The following is a 751-nucleotide window of genomic DNA, read 5'->3' on the forward strand; positions in this document are numbered from 1 at the left end:
TTCGGAAAAACGCTTCTTCACATCCAATCTCCTCGGGATAGGGAATTGGACTCCAAACTGAGGTGCTACTCAAAATTGGGGGGACGTCGGGCCTGCTGGCCAACGGCGGTCAACTGCACTACATCGAACCCGATCACCTCGGCAGCCCACGTGTGGTCGTCGATGCCGCCCGCGACGTTGCTGTGTGGAACTGGAGCCTGAAGGGCGAAGCGTTCGGCAACACCGCACCCAACCAGGATCCGGATGGAGATGGCACCGCGATGGTGTTAGATATGCGCTTTCCAGGCCAGCGGTTTGATGCAGCCAGCGGGTTCAATCAGAACTACTTCCGGGATTACGACGCGGCGTCTGGTCGGTATGGGCAGAGTGATCCGATTGGCCTAGATGGGGGGATCAGTACATTCGCTTATGTAAAAGCCAATCCGCTAGTTTTTAAGGAAGGTCTGAATAACGATGCCTGAGAGTGCGGAATGTCCGCATCGTTCCGGAGAGTCTCGTTTGGATCTTCGGAGTTTCGCCATTTCTGGCGCTTCCCGTGGGAATTCCACGGATCACAGGCGCACGCCCTCCATCGCAGGCAGTAACTGCTTTCGCTTCATCCACAGGTTTGACAGCGCAAACAAGGTCAGCACGTGTGCCGTGTTCTTGGCCAGGCCGCAATAGCGGACCTTGGTGTAGCCGAACTGGCGCTTGATCACCCGGAATGGATGCTCCACCTTCGCGCGCACGCTGGCCTTGAAGTGTTCCCAAC

1 protein-coding gene and 1 pseudogene are annotated in these 751 nt (G+C 57.0%); one reads left to right on the forward strand and one right to left on the reverse strand.

Translation table 11 applies throughout. The annotated features are described in order from the left end of the window. Nucleotides 1-89 precede the first annotated feature (89 nt). Nucleotides 90-428, forward strand: a pseudogene (locus XdyCFBP7245_RS23440) (RHS repeat-associated core domain-containing protein); the annotation flags it as partial. A gap of 123 nt (nt 429-551) precedes the next feature. On the opposite strand, the gene XdyCFBP7245_RS23445 reads toward XdyCFBP7245_RS23440, so the two are convergent. Continuing rightward, nucleotides 552-751 (reverse strand): transposase (locus XdyCFBP7245_RS23445; RefSeq protein ID WP_146091739.1); only part of this gene is annotated, 200 nt, incomplete at its 5' end.

Origin of the sequence: Xanthomonas dyei (genome assembly GCF_002939865.1) — a bacterium.
GTDB classification, from domain to species: Bacteria; Pseudomonadota; Gammaproteobacteria; order Xanthomonadales; family Xanthomonadaceae; genus Xanthomonas; species Xanthomonas dyei.